The organism is Streptomyces sp. YPW6, assembly GCF_018866325.1.
Taxonomy (GTDB): domain Bacteria; phylum Actinomycetota; class Actinomycetes; order Streptomycetales; family Streptomycetaceae; genus Streptomyces.
In genome coordinates, this window is the sequence record NZ_CP076457.1 from 5773265 (window position 1) to 5794777 (window position 21513).

Here is a 21513-nt window from a genome sequence, read left to right on the forward strand (position 1 = left end):
GCGTCAGTTGCGGCGTACCGGCACGATCAGCGGTGTGCCCGTACGGGGATGGGGGAAGACCTCCACCGGCTGCCGGTAGACCTCGCCGAGCAGCTCCCCGCTGAACACCTCCTCGGGCGGGCCCAGTTCCGCGATCCGCCCGTCGTGCAGGACGGCAGCCCGGTCCGCGTACGCCGCGGCGAGCCCCAGATCGTGCAGGACGACGACCACCGCGTCCCCGGCGGCGGCCCGCTCCCGGCAGATCCGCAGCACCAGCTCCTGGTGGCGCAGGTCCAGGGCGGCGGTCGGCTCGTCGAGCAGCATCAGCGGGGCCCCCTGCGCCAGCACCCGGGCCAGCGCCACCCGTGCCCTCTCGCCGCCCGACAGTGCCGAGAACGGGCGGGCCGCGAACCGGGTCACCTCGGTCGCCGCCATCGCCGCGGCCACCGCCGCGTCGTCCTCGTCCTCCCGCCCCGTACCCGCCCAGGGCGCCCGCCCCATCCGCACCACGTCCTCCACCGGGAACGGGAAGGACAGCACGGCCGACTGCGGCAGCACCGAGCGGCGCAGGGCCAGTTCGGGCGGCGACCACGCGGCGGCGGGGCGGCCGTCGATCCGCACCTCCCCGCCTCCGGGGGCCAGGTCGGCGGCGAGCGCGGCCAGCAGCGTCGACTTGCCGGCCCCGTTCGGCCCGACCAGGGCGACCACCTCGCCCGCGTGCGCGGTCAGGTCGACACGGTCGAGCACCCGCCGCTGCCCGAGGTGCACCGTGAGCCCGGCGGCCTCGACGGCGGGGGTGCCGGGCGCGACGGGCGAGGGCAGCTCCCGGGTACGTACCGCGAACAGATCTCTCAGCATCCTCATGCCCAACCACCCTGCTTACGACGGGTCCTGCGCAGCAGCCAGAAGAAGAAGGGGCTGCCGAAGAGCGCGGTCAGCACCCCGAGGGGCAGTTCGGCCGGGGCCGCCACGGTCCGGGCCGCCAGGTCGCCCGCCACCAGGACCAACGCGCCGCCGAGCGCGCTGCCCGGGACGAGGAAGCGGTGACCGGGGCCGTTCGCCATCCGCAGCAGATGCGGGACGAGCAGCCCGACGAAGGAGATGATCCCGGCCACGGCGACCGCGGCGGCCGTCAGCAGCGCCACCACCAGCACGAGGACGATCCGCAGCCGCTCCACGTCCACACCCAGGTGCCGGGCGGGCCGCTCGCCCAGGGCCAGCAGGTCCAGCCTGCGGGAGTGGAACGGGGCGATCAGCAGCCCGGCCAGCGCGCACGGCAGCACGGCCAGCACCTTCGGCCAGGTCGCCTGGGAGAGCGAACCGAGCTGCCAGAAGGTGATCTGGGTGATCTGCGCGTTGTCCGCGAAGAAGATGAACAGCCCGATCAGCGCGCCCGCGAAGGCGTTGACGGCGATGCCGGTCAGGATCAGCGTCACCACTTCGGTCCGGCCGCCGGAGCGCGACAACGCGTAGACGACCAGCACGGTCGCCAGTCCGGCGAGGAACGCGCAGACGGTGATGGTCCAGTTGCCGAGGAAGGTCAGGCCGAGCGCGATCGAGGCGACCGCGCCGACCGCCGCGCCCGCCGAGATCCCGATCACGCCGGGCTCGGCCAGCGGATTGCCGAACACGCCCTGCATCAGGGCGCCCGCGCAGCCGAGCGACGCGCCGACGAGCACCGCGAGGGCGACCCGGGGGAGCCGCACGTTCCACAGGACGCTCTCGCCGACCCGGTCCAGCGCCTGCCCGCCGAGCCCGATCCGATGCTGCACGGAGGACAGGGCGTCCCCGAGCGGGATGCCGTACGCGCCGGTCGCCGCCGACAGCAGGCAGCCGGCGAGCAGAGCGAGGGCGAGTCCCGCGCTGAGCAGATACGCCCTGCTGCGCGGGGAGTTGGCCTTGGAGGACCCGGAGGACCCGGAGGACCCGGAGGCCCCGGAGGCCCCGGAGGCCCCGGAGGTCCTGGAGGCTGCGTCCGCCGCCGGTCCGCCCGGGGACTTCTCCGCGGGTTCGGTGCGCTCCTCGTACGACGACGTGGTCACCGGCCCGTGCCGCCCTTCGCGTACAGCTGCCCGATGATCTCGGCGAGGACCCGGTCGGTGCGCGGCCCGTAGTTCAGCAGCACACCGTCGTCGACGGTGACGACCCGGCGGTCCATTCCGGCCGGGGTCTCCGCGATCCCGGGGATCTTCACCAGTCCGTCCATGCCGCCGACCGACGCGAGCCCCTTGGTCATCAACAGGATCGCGTCCGGGGCTGCCTTGGCGAGGGCCTCGCTGGTGATGGCGGTGAAGTCCTTGTCCAGGCCGGATTCCTTCCCCGCGTCGACCGCGCCCGCCGCCTCCAGCAGCGAACCGGCCCCGGACTCCGCGCCGCCCAGCAGATAGACGGAGGCCGAACCGCGCAGATAGAGAAAGGCGACCCGGGGCTTCTCGCCGTCGGCGTGGTCCGGGACGGACTTCCGGACGTCGGCGATCCGTCGCTCGGTGCGCTTCTTCAGCTCCGTACCGGCCGACGGTACGCCGAGGGCCTCGGCGACGGTGTCGATCCTGCGGCCCACGTCGTCGAGTCCCCCGGCGGGTTCGACGACGAGCAGCGGGATGCCCGCGTCGCGGATCTGGTCGATGGCCTCGGACGGTCCCGTGGTGGTGTCGGCCAGCACGATCGTCGGCTTCAAGGAGAGCACGCTCTCCGCCGAGACGTCGTGGGCCCGCGTCACCACCGGGAGTTCTTCGGCCTGTTCGAAGGTGGCGGTGATGTCCCGGGCGACGACCTGCCGGCCGAGGCCGAGGGTGAAGACGATCTCGCTCAGCGACCCCGTCAGCGGCACGATCCGGTGGGCGGAGTCGATCGTGATCTTCCTGCCGTCGGCCGATTCGACCGTCACCGGCAGCTCGGGCGCGGGCGTACCGGCCAGCGGCTCGACCCGGTCCGCGTCGGCGGAGCTCTTGGCGGACCCGGACCCGGACGCGGACCCGGACGCGGTCTTCGGTGCCGCGTCGCCCCCGCCGCAGCCGGTCAGGACCAGGGCGAAGGTGACGGCGGCGGTGAGCGCGGCGGCGGCCCTGTGCCGGACCGGGCGACGGCGTGCTGCCGTCGCGGTGTCCGGGCCCGGCGGGGCGAAGTCCTGCGAGTTGCGCACGGGGGCACCGTCCTGTCGTTCTGCGGTGTGCGGTCGGCCCTGCGCCGTAGCGGCGTGAGCGGAAGGACTTCCGGCTCGGGCTGGAGATAGCTTAGGTTAGCCTTGCCTTACTATCTACTCCTCGGAGGGTCCGTCATGCCGTCGTCCAGAGCCCCCCGCGCGCTCGCCGTCGCGCTCCTCGCGGTGCTGCTGGGGGCCCTGCTCCCCGCGGTCACCGCGCAAGCGGCAAGCCGCACGGTGCAGGGCGGACGGCTGGACTGGGGCATCAAAGCCTCCTTCCAGAGCTACGTCACCGGGCCCATCGCGAAAGGCAGTTGGAGTCTGACCGGCGGTGCGGCCACGGTCGGCGGCAGTCAGTTCCGCTTCCACTCGGCGACCGGCTCCTACGACCCGGACACCGGGGCGTTCAGCTCCGCCTTCTCCGGAGGCGTGCGCTTCACCGGCCACGCGAAGGCCGGCGGCGGCAACGAGCTGGACCTCACGATCAGCCGCCCTGCGATCCGCATCAGCGGTGGCAGCGGCATGCTCCACGCGGACGTGGTCAGCAAGGAGCGGGGGACCGGCAAGGTCTCCAGCCGCTCCCAAGTGCCCCTGGCCAGGCTCGGACTCGCCGGGATCACCATGCGGGGCGGTTCCACTCCCGTCGCCCTCACCGGCGTGCCCACCACGCTCACCGCCGAGGGCGCCTCCGCCTTCGCCGGCTACTACACCGAGGGCACCCCGCTCGACCCCGTCAGCCTCTCCGTCGACACCGAGGGCGCCGCCGACCCGAAGCCGTCCGCCCCGGACAAGGAGAAGAGCGCGGGCGAGCGGAAGGGCGAGGCGGAGCGGAAGAACGAGGCGGAGCGGAAGGACGAGAGGAAGGCGGGCCGTTTCGAGGACGCCGCCGTCGACTGGGGCGTACGCCGCACCTTCCGTGAGTACGTCACCGGCTCCGTCGGCCAGGGCACGTGGACGCTCTCCGACGGCGCCCAGGACGGCGGGGCCCTGTTCCGCTTCCCGCGGGGCAGGGGAACGTACGACGCGGAGAAGGGGACGCTGGACGCCGAGTTCAGTGGCAGCATCCGCTTCACCGGCGCCCACGGTCTCGACCTGACGTTCGCCGCGGTCGCCGTCACCGTCACCACGGGCGAAGGCACCCTCTCCGCCGACGTCACCAGCGGGGGCAGGACCGCGAAGAGCGTTCCGATCGTCACCTTCGAGGCCGAGGACTTCGTGCCGAAGAACGGTCTTGCCGCCCTCACCGAAGCTCCCGCCGCCCTCACCGCCGAAGGCTCCGAGGCGTTCGGCTCGATGTACCGGGCGGGCACCGCGATGGACCCGGTCTCACTCGCCGTGACCGTCGACGAGAAGGCCCAACTGCCCGCGCTGCCCGACCTCGGCAGCGAGCCGACCGCCGCCGCCGAGCCCACGGAGAAGGCCACCGACGAGCCCTCCGCCGCACCGGCCGCCGCCTCCTCCGGCTCCGGCCCGGGCGTCGGCACCTGGGCGGCCGTGGGCGGCGGCGCGCTGCTCCTCCTCGGAGCCGCGGCGGCGTTCCTCGCCCTGCGCCGCCGTTCCGCGCAGTCGGCCCCCGAGGCCGCCGACGCCTCCACGGCCCCCGACTCCCCCCGGACTTCCTGACCCCCGGCATCCCCCCATGCGTGCCTGATGAGTCCTCACTCCCTCCCCTCACGTTCCTCTTCCGCCCCCGGTCCCTTTAGGAGACATACCGACATGGCAGCAACCCGCCGCCCCACAGCCCTTGCCGCGGCCGTCGCCGCGGCCGTCGCCCTCGGCGCCGCCGCCTTCGCCTTCCCGGCCGTCGCCGCCGGCTCCCCGGCCGGGGGCCCCGCCGCAGCCCCGAAGTTCGAGATCGTGGACGGCACGCTGGACTGGGGCATCAAGGAGTCCTTCCGCAAGTACATCGTCAGCCCCGTCGCTCAGGGCAGGATCACCGTGACCGACGGAGCCCGGCAGGCCGACGGCAACGGCGTGTTCACCTTCGTCGACGGCAAGGGCTCCTACGACGTCGGGACGCACGCCTCCCACACCGCGTTCCAGGGCGGCGTCCGGTTCGAGGGCCACCACGGCGTGCTCGACGTCAGTCTGAGCGACATCAAGGTCGGCACCGGCCGGGAGACCGGCACCATCACCGCCGACTTCACCAGCAAGAAGATGGACGGCACCGTCGTCTCCGAGGACGACGCCCCCATCGCCGCCCTCGACATCACCGGTGCCCAGCGCGGTCGCGGCGCGAACGGCGAGACGGTCTTCACCGGCATACCGGCCAAGCTGACGGCCCAGGGCTCGGAGGCCTTCGCCGGTTTCTACGCGGAAGGCGCTGAACTCGACCCGGCGACGCTCACGCTCACGACCGCGGCCCCGAGCCCGACCCCGTCGGACGACCCGACCAAGGACCCGACGAAGGACCCGGACCCCACCAAGGACCCGGACCCGACCACGGACCCCACCAAGGACCCGAGCGGCGCCCCGACCCCCACCGCCTCCCGGACCGCCGCGCCCGTCAGCGGGCCGGTCGTCGACGGCACCCTCGACTGGGGTGTGAAGGAGAAGTTCCGCAACTACGTCGTCGGCAACATCGCCCACGGCAGGATCGTGACGAGCGGTGGCGCGTCCGCCGGCGGCGACAGCTACCGCTTCACCAAGGCGACCGGCCGCCTCGACGCCGGCAAGAACACCCTCGACGCCGCGTTCCGGGGCACGGTGCGCTTCCTCGGCCACAAGACCGGGGGCGCGTACGCGCTCGACCTGTCCCTCAGCAATCTGAAGGTCGACATCGAGGGCACCTCCGGCGCGCTCCTCGCCGACGTCTCGTCCAAGGACCAGAAGTCCGGTGAGGTCAGCACGTTCACCGACCTGTCCTTCGCCGACCTGAAGGTGCCCGCCGGCGCCCTCGCCGCCAAGGGCGGCATCGTGGAGCTCCAGGACGTCCCGGCGACGCTCACCGCGGACGGCGCCAAGGCGTTCGGCGGCTTCTACGAGAAGGGCGAGCCGCTCGACGCGCTGAACGTCGCGGTCTCCATCGACAAGGACGCCCAGCTCCCGGACGGCTCCACCGGCGGCTCCGGCTCCACCACCGGTTCGGGCTCCACCGGCGGTGCCACGGCGGGCGGTTCGACCTCCACCACCGGCGGCGGCACGGTCGGCGGCGGCTCCACCGGAGGCTCCACCGGCGGTACGGTCGGGGGCTCCGGTGCTCTGGCGGCCACCGGCTCCGACGTCCCGACCGGCGCCCTGATCGCCGCCTCCGGCGTCGTCGTGGCGGCCGGTGCCGGTGTCGTGATCGCGGCGCGCCGCCGCCGCGACACCACCGCCTGATCCACCCGCACATCCCCGGGGCCGTACCGGCAGCGACAGTGCCCGCCGGTACGGCCCCGCGGCCGTCCCCGGCGCGCTTCCCGCCCCGGTGCCCGGCAGTGCTTGAATGCCCTGGTGAACGACTACGACGTACCCCGCGGCATCGACGTCCTGCGGGTGTTCTGCGGACCCGACGGCCGGTACGGCAACGCCCTCGGCGTCGTACGCGACGGAAGCGGCCACCCCGACGAGGCGTCCCGGCAGCGGCTGACCCGGCAACTGGGCTTCAGCGAGACCGTGTTCGTCGACGACCCGGAGCGCGGCCGGGTGGACATCCACACCCCGGGACTCCGGCTGCCGTTCGCCGGACACCCACTGGTCGGCGCTGCCTGGCTGCTGGACCTGGAGATCCTGGAGCTGGCCGTCGGGGACGTGTTCGCGCGCCAGGACGGTGAGTTCACCTGGATCACCGCCCGCCCCGAGTGGGCCCCGCCCCGCACGCTCCAGCAGTACGCGAGCGCCGCCGAGATCGAGGCGCTGCCGGGGCCCCCGCCCGGCGAGGGCTGGCTCTACACCTGGGCCTGGGAGGACGAGGCGGCCGGACGCGTCCGGGCACGGGCCTTCCCGAGGCGGGGCGAGGCGACGGGGATCGTCGAGGACGAGGCGACGGGGGCCGCGGCCATGCTGCTGAGCGCCCACCTCGGCCGGGCCCTGAACATCACACAGGGACGCGGCTCCCAGATCCTCACCGCACCCGCGCCGGACGGCACGGTGGAGGTCGGGGGCCGCGTCCTGATGGCCGCCCGGGGCCGGACCGCGCCGGCGACGGCCGCGCTGTCAAGGGGGGCCGACCACTGACGGCGGCAACGGGACGGCTCCACCGCTCGACGCGGTGGAGCCGGTTGCCGGACCCGGGCGGCGGAGAACCGTACGCCAGCTTCTACGCGCTGAGCGGGAACACCTCGCCCAGCTCGCGGAAGACCGCGGTGTTCAGCGCGAAGGCGCGCTTGCACTCCTCGATGATGCGCTGCTTCTCCAGGTCGTCCGCGTTCACCGCGTCCAGCAGGTCGCGGTAACCCCGCTTGAAAGCGGCCGGGTTGGTGATCTGCTCGAAGACGTAGAACCGGACGCCATCGCCCTTGCGGTCGAAGCCCCAGGTCTTCTCCGCCTTGTCGCGGATGATCTGACCCCCCGACAGGTCGCCCAGATAGCGGGTGTAGTGGTGGGCGATGTAGCCGGCGGGCCAGGTGCGCGCGCACTCCGCGACCCGGGCCGCGTACGCCGCGGTGGCGGGCAGCGGTTCGAGGCCCGCGCGCCAGTCCGCCCCGCGCAGATGCGCGAGGTCGCGCTCCAGCTCGGCGGAGCGCATCAGCTCGGGCTGTATGAACGGACCGGCGACCGGGTCCCCGCGCAGGGCCTCCGCGCCCTCCTCCAGAGCCCGGTAGACGAACCACAGCTGCTCGGTGTAGCGCGTGTACGCGTCCACTCCCAGCCGCCCGCCCAGGAGGTCACCCATGAAGGTCGAGGTCTCGGCCTCGGTGTGCTGCTCGTGCGACGCCGTGCGGATGAGCGTCGAGAAGGGAGTGACGGCGGCGGTTGCGTCCAAGGCGGGCCTCCGGGGACCGAGGGGACGGGACGTCCAGAAAGGGACGGAGAGGTCGGCGGGTGGCCGCCCCGCCGGCGCGGCGGGGCGTGCCAGTACGCCGATCCTCCTACTTAGGCTTACCTAAGTCAACTGGTTCCCGACTGCTTGTCGGTAAAAAGCTACGGCACGAGGGAGCGGAGGGCCCGGAAACGGACGATCCGGGGTGATGTCCGGGATACCTACGGGCCGGGGTGCTTATGGTCCGGGGTGCCTACGGGCCGAGGTGTCTGCGGGCCGAGGTGTCTGCGGGCCGGGGTGCTTACGGAAGGGTGAGGATCTCCGCTCCGGTCTCCGTGACGACCAGCGTGTGCTCGAACTGGGCCGTCCGCTTCCGGTCCTTCGTCACCACGGTCCAGCCGTCCTCCCACATGTCGTACTCGTGGGTGCCCAGCGTCAGCATCGGCTCGATGGTGAACGTCATCCCCGGCTGCATCACCGTGGTGGCGTGCGGGCTGTCGTAGTGCGGGATGATCAGACCGGAGTGGAACGAGGTGTTGATCCCGTGCCCGGTGAAGTCGCGGACGACCCCGTAGCCGAACCGCTTGGCGTACGACTCGATGACCCGGCCGATGACGTTGATCTGCCGCCCCGGCTTCACCGCCTTGATGGCCCGGGTCAGCGACTCCCGGGTGCGCTCGACCAGCAGCCGGGACTCCTCGTCCACGTCGCCGCAGAGGTAGGTGGCGTTGTTGTCGCCGTGCACCCCGTTGATGTACGCGGTGACGTCCAGGTTCACGATGTCGCCGTCGCGCAGCACGGTGGAGTCGGGGATGCCGTGGCAGATGACCTCGTTCAGCGAGCTGCACAGCGACTTCGGGAAGCCCCGGTAGCCGAGCGTCGAGGGGTACGCGCCGTGGTCGACCATGAAGTCGTGCGCGACCTTGTCGAGCCGGTCCGTGGTGACGCCCGGGGCGATGTGCTTGGCGGCCTCCTCCATCGCCTGCGCGGCGATACGCCCCGCGATGCGCATCCGCTCGATGGTGTCGGTGTCCTGCACCTCCGGGCCGGTGTACGGCGTCGGAGCCGGCTTCCCCACGTACTCGGGGCGCCGGATGTTTCCGGGGACGGAACGGACGGGAGTGATCTCCCCTGGTACGAGAAGCGACTGGCCAGACATGTCAGCGAGTCTAACCAGCGGCCCCGGGGGCACCATGGCGACAAGGAAAGGAGCAGTCGATGGCCCTGTTCAAGAAGCGCACGGTCGGCAAGCCGGGCGAGTGGTACTACTGCCTGGAGCACAAGAAGGTCGAGGAGGGCCCGGAGTGCCCGGCGCAGAACCGGTTCGGCCCCTACACCTCCCGCGAGGCGGCCCAGCACGCGATGGACACCGCGCGCGAGCGCAATCTGGAGTGGGACACGGACCCGAAGTGGCACGACGAGGACAAGGGCGCATCGGGCCCGTCCGGCGACTGAGGACCACTGACCACGTCCCCCTCCCGCGCCCGAGGCTGCCCCCTTCGGCGTTCGGGGAGCGGGGTACGGGTACGGGGCGGAGCCCCGGGAGCCCGGCCGCCCGGCCGGACCCGGGTCACCCCTCCACCCGGGTCTCCCGCCTCCGCACCGCGTCCTCGTCCGTCTCCGAGTCGTACCGCACCAGCTTCGGCAGCGCGGCGGTCAGCAGCGCCACCGACGCCACGCACGCCACCCCGCCCGTCCAGATCGCCGACCGTGTCCCGGTCCAGCCGGCCATCGCCCCGGCCCGCACCTGGCCCAGCTGCGGCCCGACGCTGTACGACAGCACCTCGATGCCCGCCAGCCGGCCCCGCAGCTCCTCCGGGATCGTCTGGTTCCAGATCGTCGCCCGCCCCAGCCCGCTCAGCATGTCGCCCGCCCCGGCCACGGCCAGGCAGACCAGCACCACCCACACGCTGGAGAACCAGCCCGCCGCGGCGATCGCCAGGCCCCACGCCGCCGCACCGAACACCACGAACAGCCCGTGTCGGCGCACCCGGCTCGTCCAGCCGCTCGTCAGGCCCAGCACCAGCGAACCGACCGAGCCCGCCGCGTACATCAGGCCCAGCGACCACTCCGCGTCCAGCTCGTCCGCCAGGAACGGGAAGATCGTGTTCGGGAAGGCGAAGAACATCGCCGCCAGGTCGATCGCGTACGTCCCCAGCAGCACCGGCCGGCTCCAGGCGTACCGCGCCCCCTCCACGATCCCGCGCAGCGACGGCTTCGCCGCCTCCTTGGCGGGCGGCGCGGGGGAGAGCCGCAGACAGAGCACGACGGAGGCCGCGAACGTGCACACCGTCACCGTGTACGCCGTGGCGTGACCGGCGTACGCCACCACCAGACCGGCCAGCGCCGGGCCCGCGATCGCGCCGATCTGCCAGCGCAGCGAGTTCAGCGCGGCCGCCGCCGTCTGCTGGGCGTGCGGCACGATCCGGGCCATCAGGGAGTCCAGCGCGGGCCGCTGCAGCCCGGCCAGCGCGGACACCCCGCCGGCCACCACGTACAGCGGCCACAGCAGCGGCTCCGGGAGGAGGGCGTTGACCAGCAGGATCGCCGCGAGCACCCCGAGCCCCGCCTCGGTGAGGAGGATGACCCGGCGGCGGTCCACCGAGTCCGCGAGCGCCCCGCCGTACAGCCCGAAGACCACCAGCGGCACCAGCTCCACCGCGCCCATCGCCCCCACCGCGAGCGGGGAGCCCGTGAGGTCCTTGATCTGGAGCGGCAGCGCGATGAGCGCCATGAAGCTGCCGAAGTACGTGATCAGGCCCTGCACCCACAGCAGCCGGAAGTCCGGCGAGGAACGCCACGGCGCGAGATCGGGCAGCAGGCCGCGCAACCGGCCCGGCCGGGGCGCGGACGAGGGCGGCGAGGAGGGCGGGGGAGGCGCTGAGGTCACGAAGGGCCATGATCCGGACAACAGGATGTGCGGGGCAAGCGACTTTTCCCCGTCTGTCCGTCTGCCCGCTCGACGGCCTGCCTCCCTCCCTCCTGCCTCTTCCCTCCCCCCTCCTCGCGGGGCCGGCCGCCGCTGCCCCGGCATCGGACGGCCGCCCTGCCGTCGGGGCGGTGCGGGTGCTGCCTCAGCTCGGTGTCCGCCGCCCGGCCGGACCGACCGGGTCCGCCGGTCTTGCTCTGCCGGCCCTCGTGCCGGGGCGGTGCGCCGCCGTCCCGGCTTCCGGCGCCCGCGCTACCAGCGGGCCGGCGGCGGCTGCGTCAGCAGGTCGGCCAGCCGGGCGAGCCGGTCCCGGAACGTGCGCCGCCCGCCCGCCAACGGCCGCCCGTTCTCGCCGGCGGCCGCGCTCACCAGGTGCTGCACGATGTCCAGATCCACCTCCTCGTCCCCGCCGACCACCAGCGACTCGTGGGCCAGCCCGCGGACCTCGGGGTCGCCGCCGTCCAGGGTGAGCACCCGCGCCCCGGCCCGCCGGGCGTCGTGCACCCGCTCCAGCAGGCCTTCGCCCGGCCGCTCCGGCGCGATCAGCAGCACCGTCTCGCCCCGGCCCGCCGCCGCGATCCGGCCGAGCCCGACCGCCAGGTGCGCCGGGTCGTCCGCCGCCACCCGGTGCCGTACAAGCGTGGGAGCCAGCTCCGGCAGCCCCGACCAGGCGGACTCGTCGGACAGATGGGCCGCCAGATGCCACGGCTCGTACGCCTCGGTCCCCGTCAGCAGCAGGCCGCCGCCGCGCGGCACGACACAGCCGCGCAGGGCCAGCGCGAACCGGCGGGCGTCCTGGGGCCACCGGGTCCCGGCCAGCACATCGCGGAGCAGGGCGACGCGTACGGCATCCATGGCCCGGCATCCTGCCCCGGCCCGCCGCCCCGGCCGGCCCCGTCCGCCGCCCCCTCACCCGAACGGGGGATCCGGCGGCGAACGGAACCGGAGAGCGGAACCGGCGGGCGGAACCGGGACCGGACCCGGGCCGACCGAGGTGGACGGGGCGGCCTCCCCGCCTCCTACCTGGCAGTAGGGTCGGCCCATGACTACACAGGACAGCGGCAGTGCGCCCAAGCCCCCCGCCAAGGACCCCTGGGACCTCCCCGACGTATCCGGCCTGAGCGTCGGCGTGCTCGGCGGCACCGGACCGCAGGGGCGGGGCCTGGCCTACCGGCTCGCCCGCGCCGGGCAGCAGGTCACCCTCGGCTCCCGGGACGCGGCCCGCGCCGAGCAGGCGGCGGCCGAGCTGGGCTTCGGGGTCGCGGGCGCGGACAACGCGGAATGCGCCCGGCGCAGCGACATCGTGATCGTCGCCGTGCCGTGGGACGGCCACGCCAAGACGCTTGAGTCCCTGCGCGAGGAGCTCGCGGGCAAGCTCGTCATCGACTGCGTCAACCCGCTCGGCTTCGACAAGAAGGGCGCCTACGCCCTCAAGCCCGAGGAGGGCAGCGCCGCCGAACAGGCCGCGGCCCTGCTGCCGGACTCCCGGGTCACCGCTGCCTTCCACCACCTCTCCGCCGTGCTGCTCCAGGACGAGTCCATCGAGGAGATCGACACCGACGTGCTGGTCCTCGGCGAGGCGCGCGCCGACACGGACCTCGTGCAGGCGCTGGCCGGGCGGATCCCCGGGATGCGGGGCATCTTCGCCGGCCGGCTGCGCAACGCCCACCAGGTCGAGTCGCTGGTCGCCAACCTGATCTCGGTCAACCGCCGCTACAAGGCCCACGCCGGACTGCGCACCACCGACGTCTGACCGGGCCCGTCCGTCCGGCAGGCCCCGCTCGGGGCACAACGGGGCATGGGGGACACTGGACGGGACCGCGACCGTTCCCGGCAGGGAGCGCGAACCGTTCCCGACAGGAGCCGACCCCCATGCCCCGCATCGCCCTCTACGCCCTCGTCGTCTGCGTCCTCGCCGTCGTGGCGGCCGTGGTCTCCTTCGCCCAGGGCAGCCTGCTCGGGATCGTCTGGGTGCTCATCGCGGGTCTCTCGTCCAACATGACCTGGTTCTACGTGCGCAGGCACCGCCTGGCCGCCGCCCCCGACGCGGGCTGACCCGTCCCCGACGGGGGCTGACCCGTCCCTGACGCGGGCTGACCCGCCCTCGACGCGGGCTGACCCGCCTCGTCGACCTTCCTTCTCGCTCTCCCGCACCCTTCCGCGCCCCTCCGCCGTTCGGGTCGAGGGGGCGTCCGCGCGGGCGCGTCCCAAAGGCCCTGCGCGGCCCGGGGCCGACCATGTGACGGCCTCGCCACGGCCGTGGCGAGGGCGACGAGGGAGGACCGTGTGGCGGACGCGAGGGACGACGGGTACGGGGCCGGGCCGGGATCGACGGCACGGACGGCGGGCGACGGCGGCCGGGGGTTCCTGGGGGAGGTGCGCGACGCCGTCTCCACCCGGTCCGCGCTCGTGATGCTCGGCGTGCTCCTGCTGCAACTGGGCTTCGCGCTCTCCTACATGGGCGCCTTCCACGCGCCGAAGCCGCACCAGGTCCCGATCACACTCGTCGCCCCGCCCGCCGTCGAACGGGACCTGGTGGCCCGGCTCGACGCGCTGCCCGGCGACCCGGTCCGCGTCACCCCGGTCGCCGACCGCGCCGAGGCGCGGGCGCGGCTGCTGGACCGGCGCACCGACGCCGCCCTCGTCGTGGACCCGGCGAGCCGGACGGACACCCTGCTCGTCGCCTCGGCGGGCGGCCCGTCGGCCACCACGGCGGCCACGGAGATCCTCCAGCGGGTCGCCCGCGCCCAGGACCGCACCATCGTCGTGCGCGACCTCCGCGCCCCCTCGGCCGGTGACTCCCGGGGCCTGTCCTCCTTCTACCTCGTCCTCAGCTGGACCATCGGCGGCTACCTCGCCGCCTCGGCCCTGAACATGGCGGCCGGTTCCAAGAAGCCCACCCTGCGCCGCACCCTGGTCCGGCTCGCCGCGATGCTCCCGTACGGCTTCGTGTCGGGCATCGGCGGCGCGCTCATCGTGGGCCCGGTGCTGGACTGCCTGCCGGGGGCGTTCTGGGAGCTGGTCGGGATCGGGACCCTGGTGGTGTTCGCCTCCGGCGCCGTGGGGGTCGCCCTCCAGTCGGTGGCGGGCACGGTCGGCCTGGGCCTGACCATCCTGATCTTCACGATCCTGGGCAACCCCAGCTCCGGCGGGGTCTACCCGGCCTCGCTGCTGCCCCCGTTCTGGGCCGCGATCGGCCAGGCCCTGCCACCGGGGGCCGGGACGACCGTGGTGCGCAACACCGTCTACTTCGACGGCAACGCCACCACCGGGGCCCTGTGGATCCTCGGCGCCTGGGCGTTCGGCGGGGTGGCCGTGGCGATCCTCGCCGCCGCCCTGCGCGAGCGGCGCAAGCGCGACGGACGCCGACGGGAGCCGGTGGCCGCCGGGTGAGGGCGCTCCGGCGGTCACCCCACCGCGCACACGGGGCTCTGCTCGTCGAAGAGCGCCCGCCAGAAGCGGTAGAGGTCGTAGCCGCAGTACCGCTGGAGGTCGTCGACGCCCAGCACCCCCAGCAGCGCGTCGATCCCGTCGAAGAAGGCGATGTTCACCCCGGGGATCCACAGGATGGCGAACACGGCGATCAGCCCGAACGGCGCGAACGGCTCCACCTGGCGGCGGGTCCTGTACGAGAGCCAGGGCTCGATCACCCCGTAGCCGTCCAGCCCCGGGATCGGCAGGGAGTTCAGGATCGCCGCCGTGATCTGGAGCATCGCCAGGAACGCCAGTGCGTACTGGAAGGCGCGCGGCACCCCGTCCAGCGCGTCCAGCCAGAACGGGGCCGTGCAGAGAAACGCGAACGCCACGTTCGTCAGCGGGCCCGCCGCCGAGATCAGGCTGTGCTTCCACCGGCCGTGGATCCGGGCCCGCTCGATGTAGACCGCCCCGCCCGGCAGCCCGATCCCGCCCATGACCACGAAGAGCACCGGCAGCACGATGCTGAGCAGCGCGTGCGTGTACTTCAGCGGATTGAGCGTCAGATAGCCCTTCGCCCCCACCGACAGGTCCCCGCTGTGCAGCGCGGTGCGGGCGTGCGCGTACTCGTGGAGGCAGAGCGAGACGATCCAGGCCCCGGTGACGAACAGGAAGACCGCGAAGCCGGTGGCGTCCGCGAAGCCCGTCCACACCGCCCAGCCCGCGACCGCGGTGACGGCGGCGATACCGAGGAAGACCGGGCTGATCCTGCGGTCTCCGCGGGTGGCTGCGGTGGTCATCGGTGTTCGACTCCCTCGGGTGGGGCGGGGCGACCGCACGCTCCGCCCCCTCGGGTCGGGGCGGCCGTACGGTCCGGCAGGACAGGAACGTCGGCGACCGCTTGTGGAGTTCCACCCGGTCAACGCCGGTCCGTCGTCCGTCACGGAGAATAGGCCCCGTGCACTACTGCGTCCTCGGCACCACCCGGGTCCTCCGCGACGACGGCACGGCCGTCACCCTCGGCGGGGCGCGGCTGCGTGCTCTGCTCACCGTTCTCGCGCTGCGCCCCGGGCGGATCGTCCCGGCCGGGGTCCTCGTCGACGAGGTGTGGGACGGTGACCCGCCCGCCGACGCGGCCGGTGCGCTCCAGGCCCTGGTCGGACGGCTGCGGCGGGCGCTCGGCCGCGGCGCCGTCGAGTCCGTGGCGGGCGGCTACCGGCTCGCCGCCCCGCCGGACGCCGTCGACCTGCACCGATTCGAGCGGCTGGTGGGGGAGGGGAGCCGGTCGCTGGAGGACGGCGACGCCGCCGGCGCCCTCGCCGTCCTGGGCGAGGCCCTCGCCCTGTGGAACGGGCCCGCCCTCGCCGATCTGCCCGGCCGTACGGCGGTCGCGTCCCGCTGGGAGGCCCGCAGGCTCGACGCACGGCGGGCGGCGCTCGGGGCGCTCCTCGTCCTCGGGAGACCGGGGGAGGCACTGCTGGAGCTGTCCGTGCTCTGCGACGCCCACCCGCTCGACGAACCGCTCCAGGTCCTCCGCATCAGGGCGCTGCGGGACGCAGGACGCCCCGCCGAGGCGCTGGCCGCGTACGAGGAGGTCCGCATCCTGCTCGACGACCGCCTCGGCACCGCCCCCGGCCCGGCCCTGCGCGCCTTCTTCACCGAACTGCTCCACCCGCAACCGGCCCCGCAGAAGCCGCACGCCCGCTCCTCGGATCCGTCCGCGCCGCAGAAGCCGCACGCCCGCTCCTCGGATCCGTCCGCGCCGCAGAAGCCGCATGCCCGCTTCTCGGAGCCGTCCGCCCCGGAGACCGCGCCGACGCCGGGGACCGGGCCGCTGGAGCCACCGGTTGCGAGAGCTGCTCCGGACCCCGTGGCGGAAGGCGCTCCACGGCCCGCCCCCGGAGCCGGCGTTCCGGCTGCCACCGGCGCTCAGGCCGCGCCCGGTGTTCCGGCTGCGCCTGGTGTTCAGGCCGCGCCCGGCGGCGATCCGGCCTCCCTCGGCCCGGATTCCGGTGCTCCGGCCGGCTCCTCCGGCGCTCCGGCCGCCGACCGGAGCGGGCAGGCTCCGGCCAGGGCCGCGCAGACCGGGGCCCGGACCGAGCAGGCGCCTCCCGGGACCGAGCGTCCCGCCTCCGGGGCCGAGGGGCCCGCTTTCGGGACCGAGCGTCCCGCCTCCGGGACCGAGCCGACCGAACCCCGGGCCGAGGCTGTCACCCACGGATCTGCACGGGCCCCAGGCCGGACCGAGCGGGCAGCTCCCGGGACCGAGCAGGCGCCTCCCGGGGCTGAGCAACCCGTCTTCGTGACCGAGCGGCCCGCCTCCGGGACCGAGGGGCCCGCTCCCGGGGCCGGGGCGACCGCCGACCGAACCGGCGAGGCCACCCCCGGCGGCCAGGATTCTCCTGGCAGCCGGGCCGCCGGACCCCTGCCCGCCGCCGGCGGCCCGGCTGCCCCGGCCCCTCCGCCCCGGGACCGAGCCGACCGCCGGCCGGACCGGCGGGGCCGCCCCCGGCAACCTCCGGGCCCGGCTCACCAGCTTCGTCGGGCGCGACACCGACATGGCCGCCCTGCGCGAGGACCTCGGCCGCGCCCGGCTCGTCACCCTGCTCGGCCCCGGCGGCGCGGGCAAGACCCGGCTGTCGCAGGAGACCGCGGAGGCCGCCGCCGAGACCTGGCCCGACGGCGTCTGGCTGGCCGAGCTGGCCCCCGTGGACGACCCGGACACCGTGCCCGAGGCCGTCCTGACCGCGCTCGGCGCCCGCGAGACCGTGCTGCGCGGGGCGGGGGCGGAGGAGTTGCGGGCCACCGACCGCACGGCCGCCGACCCCCTCGTACGGCTCACCGAGCACTGCGCCCCGCGCCGGATGCTGATCCTGCTGGACAACTGCGAGCACGTCGTCGGGGCCGCCGCCGCCCTCACCGACCACCTCCTCACCCGCTGCCCCCGGCTGACCGTCCTGGCCACCAGCCGCGAACCCCTCGGCGTGCCGGGCGAGTTCGTGCGCCCCGTCGAACCCCTGCCGGACCCCATGGCGCTGCGCCTGCTCGCCGAACGCGGTGCCGCCGCCCGCCCCGGTTTCCGTATCGACGCGGACGAGGCGACCGCCGCCGCCTGCGCCGAGATCTGCCGCCGGCTGGACGGGCTGCCGCTCGCCATCGAACTGGCCGCCGCCCGGCTGCGGATGCTCACCGCGCGCCAGATCGCCGACCGTCTCGACGACCGCTTCCGCCTCCTCAGCAACGGCAGCCGCACCGCGCTGCCCCGCCAGCAGACCCTGCGCGCCGTCGTCGACTGGTCCTGGGACCTGCTGGACGCCGCCGAACGCGCCGTGCTGCGCCGCCTCTCCGTCTTCGCCGGAGGCTGCTCGCTGGCCGCCGCCGAGGAGGTCTGCGCCCTGCCCGCCCCCGCCGACGGCGTCGTCGTGGACTCCCAGGACGTCGCCCTTCTGCTCGGCTCCCTGGTCGACAAGTCCCTCGTGGTCGCCGTGCCCGGCGACGACGGGGAGATGCGCTACCGGCTGCTGGAGACGGTCGGGGAGTACGCCGCCGAACGCCTCGACGCGGCGGGGGAGCGGGCCGCGGTGGGCCGGCGTCACCTCGTCCACTTCCGGGAGCTGGCCCGCACGACCGGGCCGGCGATGCGGGGGGCGGGGCAGCGCGCGGCCATCGCGGCCATCCGCCGCGAGTACGAGAACCTGCGCACCGCCCTCCGCCACGCCGTCGCCGCCCGGGACGAGCACGAGGCGCTGTGCATCGTGCTGTCGATGTCCTGGTACTGGATGCTGCGCGACCTGCGCGCGGATGCCCGGCAGTGGGCCGAGGCCGCCTCCTCGCTCGGCCCCGACCCGTTCGACCGGCCCGGGATCCGGGCCCCCTCGCTGCCGGAGGCGGCCACCGACCGGCCGCCGCCCCTGGACGACGACCAACTCGCGGAGGCGCGGCGCGGGTCGGCGCTGATCCAGCTCGGCAGCGTGGACGACGTCTTCTCCGCCTGGTCGGACGCCGAGGGGCAGAAGCGGCTGCAGATCATCGCCGACGCCTATCGGCCGGGACAGCCGCAGACCTGCCGCCTGCCCGGCACGTTCTGGATGTACGCGAACATGTTCACCGGGGACATGGCCCGCACCCGCGAGGCGCTGGACGCGACGGTCCGGACCTGCCGCGCCTACGGCTACGAGTGGGAGCTGGCCGCCGCGCTCCAGCTGCGCGCCAACTTCCTGGCCGGTCACTCGGGTCACGCGGATCTGGCGCGCGTCGACGCCGACGAGAGCCTGGAGATCTTCACCCGGCTCGACGACGACTGGGGCACGGCCGAGGCCCTGGCGTCCCGGGGCGAGGCCAACGAACGGACCGGCTTCTTCCGCGAGGCCCTGGACGACTACGCCGCCGCCGTCGAGTACGCGCGGAAGATCGGCGCCCGGTCCCAGGTGGCGCTGCTGCGCGCCCGGTACGCCGGGCCGCTCGCCGAGCTCGGCCGGCTGCCGGAGGCCGAGGCCGTGCTGCGGGAGGTCTGCGAAGGGGACCGGTTCTCCCACCACGAGGCCATGCCGGTCGCCCGCATGCATCTGGCCTTCGTCCTCGGGGCGCGGGGCCGGGTGGCCGAGGCCCGCGCCCAGGTGGAGATGATCAAGGACGAGTTCACCCAGGGCGACATCGCGGTCTTCGGCGGGTTCGTCTTCGGGATGCTGGCCTGGCTGGACAACCTGGAGGGCGCCTACGCCGCCGCCCTGCGCCACGCCGTGACCGCGCTGGAGCGTTCCCGGGACCGGCTGTCCACGATGATCGCCCCCCACATGCCCTCGGCCCACCTGACGGCGATCTCCCGAGCCCTGGCGGGACTCGCCGCCGAGGGCGGGGCCGGGGAAGGGGCGTACGCGGACGCCGCCCGGCTGCTGGGACTCCAGGCGGCGCTGCTGTCCCCCGGGTACGTGCCGACCATGATCGAGCGCCGCAACCTGGCCGATGCGGAGGAGGCCGTGCGGGCCGGCCTCGACGACGCGGCGTACACCCGGGCGTACGAGCAGGGCGGTGGCCTCACCCTCGACGATGCCGCCGCCCTGGCCCAGGCGTACCGGCGGACCGGCCCGCAGGCGTGATCCCGTGGCCCGTCAGGCCTTCTTGCGGAACTTGGCCACCGCCAGCGGGGCCATGACCAGCGTGATGCCCGCGGCCCAGGCGAGCGTGACCCAGACCGAGCCGGCGACCGGGCCGCCCATCATCAGGCCGCGTACCGCGTCCGCGAGGTTCGACAGCGGGTTGTAGTCGGTGAAGGTCCGCAGCCAGCCCGGCATGGTCGTGGGCGGCGCGAAGATGGAGGACCCGAACTGCAAGGGCATCAGCACCAGCATTCCCATCCCCTGGACCGCCTGGGCCGTCTTCATGGCGAGCCCGAGCACGATGAAGATCCACATGATCGCGGCGCCGAACACCGCCGACAGGGCCACGGCCCCCAGCAGGCCGAGCACCGAGGTGCCGAGGGTCATGCCGAGCGCGAAGCCCATCGCGAGGAGGATGAGGATCGCGACCATCATCCGGCCCAGCTCGACGACGATTTTGGCGACCAGGACCGAGGAGCGCGCGATCGGCATCGTCCGGAACCGGTCCATGACGCCCTTGCGGAAGTCGTCGTTGACGCCGGTCCCGACCGCCATGGCGATGTTCATGCCCATCATCGCCATCAGCCCCGGCACCAGGTAGTTCAGGTAGTCCTGCCGGTTCCCGCCGAGGCTGCCGCCGACCGAGCCGCCGAAGACGTACACGAACAGCAGCGTGAAGATGACCGGCATCAGAAGGACGTCGAACATCGACTCCGGGTCCTTCTTGATCTGGAGCAGGTTGCGCCGCGCCAGCGCTCCGATGTGCCGGAGGTTGGCCCGCAGGCCGATCCGGCCCTCGTCGGCCGCGGCCGCCTTCGGCGGCGGGGGACCCGGGGACGCGGCGGGTGCGGTGGGCAGGGGTGTCGTGGTGGTGCTCATGCGGCGGCCTCCTGGGGAGCGGCGTCGGTGAAAGCGGATGCCTTGTCGCCGGTGATCGCGAGGAACACCTCGTCCAGGCTGGGCAGCGCGGTGGAGACATGGGCGAGCGAGAAACCGCGTACGCCCAGCAGCCCGATGACGGCGGTCAGCTGCTCGTCGCTGAGGATCGGCACGTACAGCAGCCCCTCGTCCGGAACGGCCTGCGCCCCGGCGACGCCGTCGAGACCGGCCTCCTGGATCGCCTGCGCCATCGCGGCCAGTTCCGCCGGGTCGGACGGCCGGATGTGCAGGGTCCGGCCACCGACCCTGGCCTTCAGCTCGTCGACCCCGCCCCGGGCGATGATCTTCCCCCGGTCGATGACCGTCAGCTCCCGGGCGAGCTGCTCGGCCTCCTCCATGTACTGGGTGGTCAGCAGCACGGTCGCGCCCTCCGCGACCATCCGCTGCACCTCGTCCCAGACCTCGTTGCGGGTCCGGGGGTCGAGCCCCGTCGTCGGCTCGTCCAGATACAGCACGGCCGGGTTGCCGATCATCGAGGCGGCCAGGTCCAGGCGGCGGCGCATCCCGCCGGAGTACTCCATGCACGCCCGCCTGGCGGCCTCGGTGAGCGAGAACCGCTCCAGCAGTTCGTCGGCGCGGGCCCGCGCCTGCTTGCGCGACAGGTCGAGCAGCCGCCCGATCATGTAGAGGTTCTCCCGGCCGGAGAGCTTCTCGTCGACCGAGGCGTACTGCCCGGTGAGGCCGATGGTGCGGCGGAGCTGCCGGGGCTGCCTCACCACGTCGTAGCCGGCGACGACCGCGTGGCCGGCGTCGGGGGTGATCAGGGTGGACAGGCAGCGTACGAGGGTGGTCTTGCCGGCGCCGTTGGGGCCGAGCACTCCGAGGACGGTGCCCTCGCGCACATCGAGGTCCACACCGTCCAGCGCTCTGGTCTCGCCGTAGTGCTTGACCAGCCCCCGCACCTCGACGGCGTTCCGGGCGCTGCCGGGGTTCTTGTCGATTCGTTCCATGCCCTCCAGCAGACCAGCGCCCGCCGACAGCCCGCCGACAGCTCACCGACAGCCCGCCGACACGGGCTCCGGCACCGGCTCCGGACGCGCGACAGCCCGCCGATGGGGGATGTCGGCGGGCTGTCGGTGGTGCGGGAAATGGCTGGTGGGCGCCGCTGTCC

17 protein-coding genes and 1 pseudogene are annotated in these 21513 nt (G+C 74.1%); 8 read left to right on the forward strand and 10 right to left on the reverse strand.

What is annotated here, in order from left to right; genetic code table 11:
* Positions 1-3 precede the first annotated feature (3 nt).
* The 3 genes from KME66_RS25430 to KME66_RS25440 are packed head-to-tail and all read right to left on the reverse strand — an operon-like array spanning position 4 to position 3121.
* Positions 4-843, reverse strand: coding sequence for a heme ABC transporter ATP-binding protein (locus tag KME66_RS25430; RefSeq protein WP_216326319.1), 840 nt, complete (start codon positions 841-843; stop codon positions 4-6).
* Positions 840-2021: an iron ABC transporter permease gene (locus tag KME66_RS25435; protein ID WP_216326322.1), complete on the reverse strand. Its 1182-nt coding sequence runs from the start codon at positions 2019-2021 to the stop codon at positions 840-842. Before KME66_RS25435 ends, KME66_RS25430 begins: the two co-directional genes overlap by 4 nt.
* Entirely contained in the window at positions 2018-3121 is a 1104-nt protein-coding gene (locus KME66_RS25440) for a hemin ABC transporter substrate-binding protein (protein WP_216326324.1), read from the reverse strand. Before KME66_RS25440 ends, KME66_RS25435 begins: the two co-directional genes overlap by 4 nt.
* 135 nt (positions 3122-3256) lie before the next feature.
* On the opposite strand from KME66_RS25440, the gene KME66_RS25445 reads away from it, so the two are divergent.
* The 3 genes from KME66_RS25445 to KME66_RS25455 all read left to right on the forward strand — a co-directional run bounded on the left by KME66_RS25445 (position 3257) and on the right by KME66_RS25455 (position 7279).
* Positions 3257-4744 (forward strand): HtaA domain-containing protein, encoded by a 1488-nt coding sequence (locus tag KME66_RS25445; protein WP_216326327.1) that lies wholly within the window; start codon positions 3257-3259, stop codon positions 4742-4744.
* Between the two features lie 93 nt (positions 4745-4837).
* Positions 4838-6442, forward strand: coding sequence for an HtaA domain-containing protein (locus KME66_RS25450; protein ID WP_216326330.1), 1605 nt, complete (start codon positions 4838-4840; stop codon positions 6440-6442).
* A gap of 114 nt (positions 6443-6556) precedes the next feature.
* A complete protein-coding gene (locus KME66_RS25455) occupies positions 6557-7279 on the forward strand; it encodes a PhzF family phenazine biosynthesis protein (RefSeq protein WP_216326333.1) in 723 nt (240 codons plus the stop codon).
* An 82-nt stretch (positions 7280-7361) separates the two neighbouring features.
* Here the strand turns inward: KME66_RS25455 and KME66_RS25460 are convergent, their stop codons facing one another.
* Positions 7362-8027 (reverse strand): heme oxygenase (biliverdin-producing), encoded by a 666-nt coding sequence (locus KME66_RS25460; protein WP_073218309.1) that lies wholly within the window; start codon positions 8025-8027, stop codon positions 7362-7364.
* Between the two features lie 298 nt (positions 8028-8325).
* A complete protein-coding gene (map, locus tag KME66_RS25465) occupies positions 8326-9183 on the reverse strand; it encodes a type I methionyl aminopeptidase (RefSeq protein ID WP_073218305.1) in 858 nt (285 codons plus the stop codon).
* Between the two features lie 59 nt (positions 9184-9242).
* Here map and KME66_RS25470 point away from each other — a divergent pair, with 59 nt between their 5' ends.
* Positions 9243-9479, forward strand: a complete 237-nt coding sequence (locus KME66_RS25470) for a hypothetical protein (RefSeq protein WP_073218302.1) — start codon at positions 9243-9245, stop codon at positions 9477-9479.
* Between the two features lie 115 nt (positions 9480-9594).
* Here the strand turns inward: KME66_RS25470 and KME66_RS25475 are convergent, their stop codons facing one another.
* Together KME66_RS25475 and KME66_RS25480 are read right to left on the reverse strand one after the other, a co-directional pair.
* Positions 9595-10854 carry an MFS transporter gene (locus KME66_RS25475; protein ID WP_101927960.1) on the reverse strand — a complete coding sequence of 420 codons (1260 nt, stop codon included), beginning with the start codon at positions 10852-10854 and terminating at the stop codon, positions 9595-9597.
* Between the two features lie 351 nt (positions 10855-11205).
* Positions 11206-11808 (reverse strand): hypothetical protein, encoded by a 603-nt coding sequence (locus KME66_RS25480; RefSeq protein WP_216326336.1) that lies wholly within the window; start codon positions 11806-11808, stop codon positions 11206-11208.
* 187 nt (positions 11809-11995) lie between these two features.
* Here KME66_RS25480 and npdG point away from each other — a divergent pair, with 187 nt between their 5' ends.
* The 3 genes from npdG (at position 11996) to KME66_RS25495 (ending at position 14346) form a co-directional block, all read left to right on the forward strand.
* Entirely contained in the window at positions 11996-12706 is a 711-nt protein-coding gene (npdG, locus tag KME66_RS25485) for an NADPH-dependent F420 reductase (protein WP_216326339.1), read from the forward strand.
* A 119-nt stretch (positions 12707-12825) separates the two neighbouring features.
* Positions 12826-13008 (forward strand): hypothetical protein, encoded by a 183-nt coding sequence (locus KME66_RS25490; RefSeq protein ID WP_030806282.1) that lies wholly within the window; start codon positions 12826-12828, stop codon positions 13006-13008.
* A gap of 231 nt (positions 13009-13239) precedes the next feature.
* Positions 13240-14346: an ABC transporter permease gene (locus KME66_RS25495; protein ID WP_236726276.1), complete on the forward strand. Its 1107-nt coding sequence runs from the start codon at positions 13240-13242 to the stop codon at positions 14344-14346.
* A 14-nt stretch (positions 14347-14360) separates the two neighbouring features.
* Here KME66_RS25495 and KME66_RS25500 read toward each other — a convergent pair whose 3' ends face one another.
* A complete protein-coding gene (locus KME66_RS25500; RefSeq protein WP_216326341.1) occupies positions 14361-15167 on the reverse strand; it encodes a site-2 protease family protein in 807 nt (268 codons plus the stop codon).
* Positions 15168-15270: 103 nt separating this feature from the next.
* On the opposite strand from KME66_RS25500, the pseudogene KME66_RS25505 reads away from it, so the two are divergent.
* Positions 15271-19519 (forward strand): annotated as a pseudogene (locus tag KME66_RS25505) (BTAD domain-containing putative transcriptional regulator).
* Here KME66_RS25505 and KME66_RS25510 read toward each other — a convergent pair.
* A complete protein-coding gene (locus KME66_RS25510) occupies positions 19476-20342 on the reverse strand; it encodes an ABC transporter permease (RefSeq protein WP_216326344.1) in 867 nt (288 codons plus the stop codon). The pseudogene KME66_RS25505 and the gene KME66_RS25510 sit on opposite strands and share 44 nt — an antisense overlap.
* The gene (locus KME66_RS25515; protein WP_216326347.1) at positions 20339-21352 is read right to left on the reverse strand and encodes an ATP-binding cassette domain-containing protein; all 1014 of its coding nucleotides are present in this window, start codon (positions 21350-21352) and stop codon (positions 20339-20341) included. Before KME66_RS25515 ends, KME66_RS25510 begins: the two co-directional genes overlap by 4 nt.
* Positions 21353-21513 lie beyond the last annotated feature (161 nt).

Excerpts from the sequence above, each read along its gene's own strand:
- KME66_RS25430 (WP_216326319.1), bottom strand. The coding sequence starts at position 843 with ATGAGGATGCTGAGAGATCTGTTCGCGGTACGTACCCGGGAGCTGCCC.
- KME66_RS25445 (WP_216326327.1), top strand. The coding sequence starts at position 3,257 with ATGCCGTCGTCCAGAGCCCCCCGCGCGCTCGCCGTCGCGCTCCTCGCG.
- KME66_RS25450 (WP_216326330.1), top strand. The coding sequence starts at position 4,838 with ATGGCAGCAACCCGCCGCCCCACAGCCCTTGCCGCGGCCGTCGCCGCG.
- map (WP_073218305.1), bottom strand. The coding sequence starts at position 9,183 with ATGTCTGGCCAGTCGCTTCTCGTACCAGGGGAGATCACTCCCGTCCGT.
- KME66_RS25470 (WP_073218302.1), top strand. The coding sequence starts at position 9,243 with ATGGCCCTGTTCAAGAAGCGCACGGTCGGCAAGCCGGGCGAGTGGTAC.
- KME66_RS25480 (WP_216326336.1), bottom strand. The coding sequence starts at position 11,808 with ATGGATGCCGTACGCGTCGCCCTGCTCCGCGATGTGCTGGCCGGGACC.
- npdG (WP_216326339.1), top strand. The coding sequence starts at position 11,996 with ATGACTACACAGGACAGCGGCAGTGCGCCCAAGCCCCCCGCCAAGGAC.
- KME66_RS25490 (WP_030806282.1), top strand. The coding sequence starts at position 12,826 with ATGCCCCGCATCGCCCTCTACGCCCTCGTCGTCTGCGTCCTCGCCGTC.
- KME66_RS25500 (WP_216326341.1), bottom strand. The coding sequence starts at position 15,167 with ATGACCACCGCAGCCACCCGCGGAGACCGCAGGATCAGCCCGGTCTTC.
- KME66_RS25510 (WP_216326344.1), bottom strand. The coding sequence starts at position 20,342 with ATGAGCACCACCACGACACCCCTGCCCACCGCACCCGCCGCGTCCCCG.
- KME66_RS25515 (WP_216326347.1), bottom strand. The coding sequence starts at position 21,352 with ATGGAACGAATCGACAAGAACCCCGGCAGCGCCCGGAACGCCGTCGAG.